Origin of the sequence: Polynucleobacter sp. AP-Reno-20A-A9, from assembly GCF_018882085.1 — a bacterium.
Classification (GTDB): Bacteria; Pseudomonadota; Gammaproteobacteria; order Burkholderiales; family Burkholderiaceae; genus Polynucleobacter.
Genome location: NZ_JACVPB010000001.1, coordinates 311660 through 318814 on the forward strand (window position 1 = coordinate 311660; position 7155 = coordinate 318814).

At 45.6% G+C, this 7155-nt stretch carries 9 protein-coding genes; 5 read left to right on the top strand and 4 right to left on the bottom strand.

The window, feature by feature from the left end; translation table 11 throughout:
• Positions 1-120: 120 nt before the first annotated feature.
• The 4 genes from tolB to tolQ are packed head-to-tail and all read right to left on the bottom strand — an operon-like array spanning position 121 to position 3400.
• Entirely contained in the window at positions 121-1443 is a 1323-nt protein-coding gene (tolB, locus tag ICN39_RS01645; protein WP_216232385.1) for a Tol-Pal system beta propeller repeat protein TolB, read from the bottom strand.
• 3 nt (positions 1444-1446) lie between these two features.
• Entirely contained in the window at positions 1447-2265 is an 819-nt protein-coding gene (gene tolA / locus ICN39_RS01650) for a cell envelope integrity protein TolA (protein WP_216232386.1), read from the bottom strand.
• Positions 2266-2288: 23 nt separating this feature from the next.
• Positions 2289-2708 carry a protein TolR gene (gene tolR, locus ICN39_RS01655; RefSeq protein ID WP_072583297.1) on the bottom strand — a complete coding sequence of 140 codons (420 nt, stop codon included), beginning with the start codon at positions 2706-2708 and terminating at the stop codon, positions 2289-2291.
• A gap of 35 nt (positions 2709-2743) precedes the next feature.
• Positions 2744-3400, bottom strand: coding sequence for a protein TolQ (tolQ, locus tag ICN39_RS01660; protein ID WP_216232387.1), 657 nt, complete (start codon positions 3398-3400; stop codon positions 2744-2746).
• Between the two features lie 76 nt (positions 3401-3476).
• Between tolQ and glyA the strand changes: the two genes are divergently transcribed.
• From glyA to ICN39_RS01685, 5 genes are all read left to right on the top strand, one after another.
• Positions 3477-4721 (top strand): serine hydroxymethyltransferase, encoded by a 1245-nt coding sequence (glyA, locus tag ICN39_RS01665; RefSeq protein WP_216232388.1) that lies wholly within the window; start codon positions 3477-3479, stop codon positions 4719-4721.
• 40 nt (positions 4722-4761) lie between these two features.
• On the top strand, positions 4762-5208 hold the full coding sequence (nrdR, locus tag ICN39_RS01670; RefSeq protein ID WP_216121648.1) for a transcriptional regulator NrdR: 447 nt from the start codon (positions 4762-4764) through the stop codon (positions 5206-5208).
• Positions 5209-5253: 45 nt separating this feature from the next.
• Positions 5254-6264, top strand: a complete 1011-nt coding sequence (galE, locus tag ICN39_RS01675) for a UDP-glucose 4-epimerase GalE (protein WP_216232389.1) — start codon at positions 5254-5256, stop codon at positions 6262-6264.
• Positions 6265-6408: 144 nt separating this feature from the next.
• Positions 6409-6711, top strand: a complete 303-nt coding sequence (locus ICN39_RS01680; RefSeq protein ID WP_216232390.1) for a type II toxin-antitoxin system RelE/ParE family toxin — start codon at positions 6409-6411, stop codon at positions 6709-6711.
• Positions 6712-7014, top strand: a complete 303-nt coding sequence (locus ICN39_RS01685) for an addiction module antidote protein (RefSeq protein WP_072583291.1) — start codon at positions 6712-6714, stop codon at positions 7012-7014.
• Positions 7015-7155 lie beyond the last annotated feature (141 nt).

Below are 7155 nucleotides of genomic sequence, written 5' to 3' on the forward strand. Positions count from 1 at the left end.
GCTAAATCTATAAATGAATCAATAGACAATATTATGCCCCCAAGAACATCAAAAGTGACTATTTCAACCCCTAAAAAGGGGTTTGGACGTAGTGAAGGCTTGGTTAGGGCTAGCCTTGACTCAGTCCATGAATGGACCCCAGGAAGGCTGACGTACGTCAGATCCTGGAATGCTCAACACCTGCTTGGAGTTCCCGTCTACTGAGACAGCAGCAAGAACGCGTTTGCCACCAACTTTGGTGGAGTAAAGAACATAGCGTCCATTGGCTGCAAAGGAAGGGGATTCATCGCTAGTGCCATCGGTAAGCGCTTGAGTATCACCAGTAGCTAAGTTCAGAATGTAGAGGCGGTATGCGCCACCAACGTTAGCAATGTAAGCCAAGTACTTTCCGTCTGGAGAGATACGAGGTGAAGTTACAAAACCTTGTTTGAAGGTAATGCGTTTGACACCTTCAGCTTGTTCACCATCAGCACTCATGCGATAGATTTGTGGGTTACCACCGCGATCGCTGGTGAAATAGATATAGCGACCATCAGCAGAATATTGTGGCTCAGTATCAATGGTGTTGCCACGAGTTAAGCGATGTAAACCCGTGCCATCTGCGCTGATACCGTAAATTTGAGTATTGCCGTCTTTAGATAATGAGATTGCCAATTTCTTACCATCAGGCGACCATGCTGGAGCGCTGTTATTCCCTTTTTGGTTTGATAGGGAAATGCGACGACCAGTGGCAAGCTCGTGAACATAAATGACTGGCTTGCGATCTTCAAAAGAGACGTAAGCTACTTTCTTGCCATCAAGCGACCATGATGGAGAAATGATCGGCTCGCCACTATTCATAGCATTACGAATATTTTGACCGTCCGCATCGGAGATCACCAGCCGATAACGCTTACCATCCTTGATGACGTAGGAGAGGCGGGTTGAGAACACGCCACGTTCACCCAGTAATTTGAAGATGATGTCATCAGCAATTTTATGGGCAACTGCACGCAGGTTATCGGCACTTGAGTTGAGATTTAAGCCGCCAAGACTTTGGGATTTGCGAACATCAAATAACTTGTAATGAATATCAAACTGATTATTGCCAGTCTGCACGACTGATCCAACGACTAGTGCATCAGCACCGCGTGCCGCCCAAGACTTGTAGTTAGGCGTGCCATCATCACTCTCAACAGCATTACCGTTTTCAGTATTTTTAAAGTAACCGCTGCGTGCTAAATCTTGCCGAATGATTTCAGTAACACTGGTAGGCAATTTATTTTCGTCTTTAAACCGCATTACCGCGATTGGGTAGAGTGATTGACCAACGCCCGTGATTTCAATATGCATCTGCGCTAGCGCAGGCATTGCAAAGCTGATACAAAGAGCAATAACAATCAAGCTAAAAGAGTTTAATTTTGATGCTAGCTTCTGTAGCTGTCTTTTTGCTAATTGCAACATGCATTAATCCTTGGGTTTAAAAGTCAGTTTTACTTCGCGTTGAGGAATTTTGCCATTGTCGTCTTTCGGCAGGCTTTCTGCGCGAGAGAGTGCAAGTAGTACTGCGCGATCCCAGCCAGCGTTGCCGCTAGAGGACTGAATGCTGGTGCTCAGAATAGCTCCGTCTGGAGCAAGGCTCACCAGAATGACTGCAGCAGGGTTGCCACTTACGGACTCAGGGTTAAAGACAATCAATGGCTTGACCTTCTTAATCACTTTATCGGTCCAGCCTGGAGGCGCATTGCCTCCGCCACCAACACCACTTCCAACTGTGCCACCACTTCCACCTTCGGCACCAGCTGCAGCACGTAAACGCGCTAACTGATCTGCACGTACTTTTTCTGCTGCGGCATTGGCTTTGGTTTCTGCAGGAGATTGCGCTTTAGGGGCTTCAGCCTTTTTCGGCGGCTCTTCCTTCTTCGGTTTTTCCTTCTCCTTGGGTGGAGGGGGTTTTACCGTTTTAGGAGTTTCTTTTACTTCTTTTTTGGGCGGTTCTTTCTCAACCTTCTTTTTCTTGATGGCGATATCTGCAGCTTCTTCTTTCATTTCGGTTTTGAGTTCTGGTTCAGGCGGCGCTTCAACCTGCGGAGCAGAATCCCAGAGTTCAACTTCAACACCAGAAGAGGTGGTGTTATTCCAGCTAATGCCAATCATGAGAAAGGCAAGCAATCCCAAATGCGCAATGAGTGAAAAAGTAAACGCGCGCTTAGTGCTTTCTTCTTTCGTAAAACGTCCTCGCTTGAATTGCGAGAGGGGTGGCTGAAAAGAGTGTACGCTATTCATGAGCAGCTATGAAGGCCTGAGTCTTACTGGGTCTTGACCGCAAGGCCAACGCGCTTCACGCCATTCTCTTTGAGCTTGGACATTACTTCCATCACTGTTTCATATTTGATGGATTTATCAGCGGCGATCACAATTGGTTGATCAGCAGACTTTTCTGCTTGTGATCTCGCAAAGGCGCCGAGTTCAAATTTATTGAGTGTTTGCGTCGGATCACCATCTTTACGTACGATGACATTTTCATTGGCATCAATCGTTAGAAAGACTGGCGGTAGTGATTGCACTTTGGCGCCACCAACGGTTGGTAAGTTGACGACGCCTGGATTGACCATCGGTGCGGTGACCATAAAGATCACAAGCAACACCAGCATCACGTCGATATATGGAACGACGTTGATGTCAGACATTGCCCGACGTTTGTTTTTACGTAATGAAGATCCAGCCATAATTTTTTCGCTTATCGATGCACTCGTTATTGCAATTAACGTCCTGCAGTTTGACGCTGCAAGATATTGGTGAACTCTTCAATGAAAGTTTCAAAGCGAATGGAGAGACGGTCTACATCAGTTGCTGCACGGTTGTATGCAACTACTGCCGGAATTGCTGCGAACAGACCAATCGCTGTAGCGATCAACGCTTCTGCAATACCAGGGGCTACAGCGGAAAGAGTCGCGTTTTGCACATTGGCCAAACCGCGGAAGGAGTGCATGATGCCCCAAACGGTGCCAAAGAGGCCGATATAGGGAGAAACTGAGCCTACGGATGCCAAGAAAGGTAGATTGGCTTCCAGGAGGTCCATTTCACGTTGGTAGGTAGCTTTCATGGCGCGACGGGCAGCATCAATCTCACGCCCCTTGTTGAACTCTTGCATACCAGCCTCAAAGATGTGCTCTAGGACGGCGTCGCTGCGGGTATTGCGCTGGGCTGCCTCCAGGAGGGTGTTCAGGTCTCCACCGGCCCAAAAGTCGCGCTCAAAGCGCTCGGTATCCTGGCGGACCCCACGCAAAACAGCGGTTTTCTTGAAAATAATGGTCCAAGAGGCCACGGACATCCCTAGTAATAACAACATTACCAACTGTACTAATAGGCTGGCATTAAGGACTAGGGAGAGGAATGAGAGGTCTTGTGTAGAGGTCATGGTGGATTTTGTATGATGTAGGTTGATTTTACTAAGTTAATTCACTCAGCAATCCAACTTTTTCAGGATTATTACTATGTTTGACCGTCAGAACACTTTAGCCAAAACCGATCCCCAATTATGGGAAGCCATTCATAACGAAAATAAGCGTCAGGAAGACCATATTGAGTTGATTGCTTCTGAGAACTACACCTCACCAGCGGTAATGGAGGCCCAAGGCTCTCAGTTGACCAATAAATATGCCGAAGGTTATCCAGGAAAGCGCTATTACGGTGGTTGTGAATTCGTAGACGTTGCTGAGCAATTAGCAATTGATCGTGTCAAAGCCCTTTATGGTGCTGAAGCTGCAAACGTGCAACCGCATTGCGGCGCCTCTGCCAACCAAGCGGTGTTCTTGGCCTTCTTAAAGCCAGGGGATACCTTCATGGGTATGAGCTTAGCTGAGGGCGGTCACTTAACGCATGGCATGGCTCTGAATATGAGCGGTAAGTGGTTCAATCCTATTTCTTATGGGCTTGATAAAAACGAAGCGATTGACTATGAGCAAATGGAGCGTTTGGCACGTGAGCACAAACCTAAATTGATTATTGCTGGTGCATCTGCCTACTCCCTCGTCATCGATTGGGAGCGCATTGGTAAGTTAGCAAAAGAAGTGGGCGCGATTTTTATGGTGGATATGGCGCATTACTCTGGCCTGATTGCTGCTGGTGTTTATCCAAGCCCCGTACCGCATGCAGATATTGTTACCTCTACTACCCACAAGAGCTTGCGCGGCCCTCGTGGCGGCATCATCTTGATGAAGGCTGAGCACGAGAAAGCGATTAACTCCGCAGTCTTCCCAGGCTTACAGGGCGGCCCTTTGATGCATGTAATCGCTGGTAAGGCGGCAGCATTTAAAGAAGCGCAGGAGCCGAGCTTTATTGATTATCAAAAGCAAGTGATAGCGAATGCAAAAGCACTTGCGGAGACTTTAATTGCGCGTGGCTTAAGAATTGTTTCTGGTGGAACAGATTCTCATGTGATGTTGGTAGATTTGCGTGCCAAGAAAATGACCGGTAAAGAAGCTGAGCGTGTTTTAGGTGAAGCGCACATTACTTGTAATAAGAATGGTATTCCGAATGATCCAGAGAAACCAATGGTGACCAGTGGTATTCGTTTGGGTTCACCAGCGATGACTACCCGTGGATTTAAAGAAGCAGAAGCAAGACAAGTAGGTAACTTTATTGCGGATGTTTTGGATAACCCAAATGATCCCGAGAACATCGCCAAAGTACGTGCTCAAGTTTCAGAGCTCACGAAGCGTTTCCCGGTCTACGGTTAAGCAACAAAAAATCAATAACCACTAAAGAAAAGAGCCCTCATTGCGCTGCCCTTTTTGTCATAACGAAGATACCCAGGTTCTAGATACCCGGGTATCAGACGAGGGCGATACCATTCGCCGTCGTCGCCGTTGTGCCAAGTGCGATAAGCGCTTTACTACTTATGAGCGTGTTGAGTTGGTTCTCCCGGCGATCGTCAAGAAGAATGGCAGCCGGGTGGAATACAGCCACGATAAGTTGGCAAGTTCACTCAAGCTGGCTCTTCGTAAACGCCCAGTTTCGTCAGACTCCGTTGATGAATCGATTGCCCGTATTGAAGAGAAGCTTCTCAGTCTTGGCGAAAAAGAGATCCCGAGTGAGCGCGTAGGTGAATTGGTGATGCGTGAACTCAAGCGTCTCGACAAAGTGGCTTACATCCGATTTGCTTCGGTCTATAGAAGCTTTGCGGATATCGAATCTTTCGAGAGTGCTTTAAAAGAATTGAAGTAGCCGATTTGGTGCGCAGCATTTACCGCTGAAGATGCAATTAAAAATATGAAAAAAATTCTGGTCACAGGTGGCGCTGGTTATATCGGCTCTCATACCGTAGTTCAGCTATTAAATTCCGGTAAAGAAATTGTGATTCTGGATAACCTTTCCAACAGTAGCTTGGGGGTTATCAAGCGCATAGAGGGCTTAACTGGAAAAGCCGTTGAGTTCATTGAGGGCGATATACGAGATAGGGCGCTAGTCAGAGCCACTTTTGAGCAACATGCATTCGATTCGGTAATGCATTTCGCAGGCCTCAAAGCAGTGGGTGAATCCGAAGCCTTCCCCCTGAAATACTTTGATAACAATGTATCCGGAAGTATTGTCTTGTTTGAAGAGATGATGCTGGCTAATGTAAATCAGTTGATCTTCTCCTCTTCAGCTACCGTATACGGCAATCCTGGATCAGTTTGTTATACCGAAGAGACCCCTGTTTCGCCGATCAATGTGTATGGCAGGACGAAGTTGATGGTGGAGGATATTTTGCGCGACCTCAGAAAAGCCAATCCTGCTCTAAAAGTTGCTTTACTGAGATATTTCAACCCAGTTGGAGCTCATGAGTCTGGGCAGATTGGTGAAAATCCTTTTGGCAAACCAAACAATCTGATGCCATTTATGACTCAGGTCGCCATTGGTGCTCAAGAAAAATTGATGGTGTATGGAAATGATTACCCAACCCCAGATGGAACGGGTTTAAGAGATTACATTCACGTTGAAGATTTGGCTGCAGGTCACCTGGCGGCTTTAAAAGCCTTAGAACAGAATGCATCCATCACAGTAAATCTAGGAACCGGAAAGCCTTATAGCGTTTTTGACATGATTAAGGCCTTTGAGGCGGCATCAGGAGTAAAAATTCCTTATGAGGTTGTTGCTCGACGAGCTGGTGACCTATCTGAATATTACGCAGATCCAACGTTAGCTAAAAAAGTTTTACGCTGGGAAGCTCAATTGGGGATTGATCGCATGTGTGCTGATTCTTGGCGATGGCAAAAAAATAATCCTAAGGGATATTCGTAATTTCAAAAAAGTCTGCTGTTACAGACTTTTTTATTTACTTATCTAACTTCACATTATCTTAATTATCTAAATTTTTTAATGTTTTAAAGCAGTGTAATTGGTAAGGTTTTGTGTATACTGTAACCAATTGATTACAATTTGAAGATGTATGAAATCAATAAAACAGTTGAATTTGAGGTCTGGCTAAAGGCTATTCGCGATCCTTTAACTCGAGGTCGGTTATTAGCAAGACTGCGTAGGGCCGCATTGGGAAATTTGGGTGATGTTGCCCCAATAACTGATGCAAATGGAATTTGGGAGATGCGAGAGCATTTTGGTTCCGGTTGGCGGATGTATTACTTGCGGCGTGGGAAGGTAGTAATTGTGATGTTGGGCGGCGGTTATAAAAGAACTCAAAAGGCCGATATTAAAAAGGTTAAGAAGTTGCTTTTAACGATGGAGGATTGAATGAAAAATACAAAAAAAATAAAAATAAAAGATTTACCTAAATTTGATGTCGTTGATTACTTAAAAACTGAGGCAGATATCGCTGGATATTTAACTGCTGTGCTAGAGGATGGAGATCCTGCTTTATTTGTTGCGGCAATAGGCGATATTGCTAGGGCAAAAGGAATGACTGCTATTGCTAAAAAGAGTGGAGTAACCAGGGAATCTCTTTATAGAGCCTTAAAAATTGAAGCACGTCCACGATTTGAGACTGTAGCCAGGGTAATACATGCCTTGGGTATGAAATTAAGTGTGCATGCATAAAAAAAGGACTGCAATGAACTGACCCACAAAAGTTGGACATCCAATCCAACTCAAAAGGGTCAGTCTCATGTCCAAATACAGCAAAGACTTTAAGCTAGAAGTCATTCATCACTATCTGTCAGGTAAAGAAGGATTTACCGC

Coding starts and splice junctions, on each gene's coding strand:
- tolB (WP_216232385.1), bottom strand. CDS start 1,443: ATGTTGCAATTAGCAAAAAGACAGCTACAGAAGCTAGCATCAAAATTA.
- tolA (WP_216232386.1), bottom strand. CDS start 2,265: ATGAATAGCGTACACTCTTTTCAGCCACCCCTCTCGCAATTCAAGCGA.
- tolR (WP_072583297.1), bottom strand. CDS start 2,708: ATGGCTGGATCTTCATTACGTAAAAACAAACGTCGGGCAATGTCTGAC.
- tolQ (WP_216232387.1), bottom strand. CDS start 3,400: ATGACCTCTACACAAGACCTCTCATTCCTCTCCCTAGTCCTTAATGCC.
- glyA (WP_216232388.1), top strand. CDS start 3,477: ATGTTTGACCGTCAGAACACTTTAGCCAAAACCGATCCCCAATTATGG.
- galE (WP_216232389.1), top strand. CDS start 5,254: ATGAAAAAAATTCTGGTCACAGGTGGCGCTGGTTATATCGGCTCTCAT.
- ICN39_RS01680 (WP_216232390.1), top strand. CDS start 6,409: ATGTATGAAATCAATAAAACAGTTGAATTTGAGGTCTGGCTAAAGGCT.
- ICN39_RS01685 (WP_072583291.1), top strand. CDS start 6,712: ATGAAAAATACAAAAAAAATAAAAATAAAAGATTTACCTAAATTTGAT.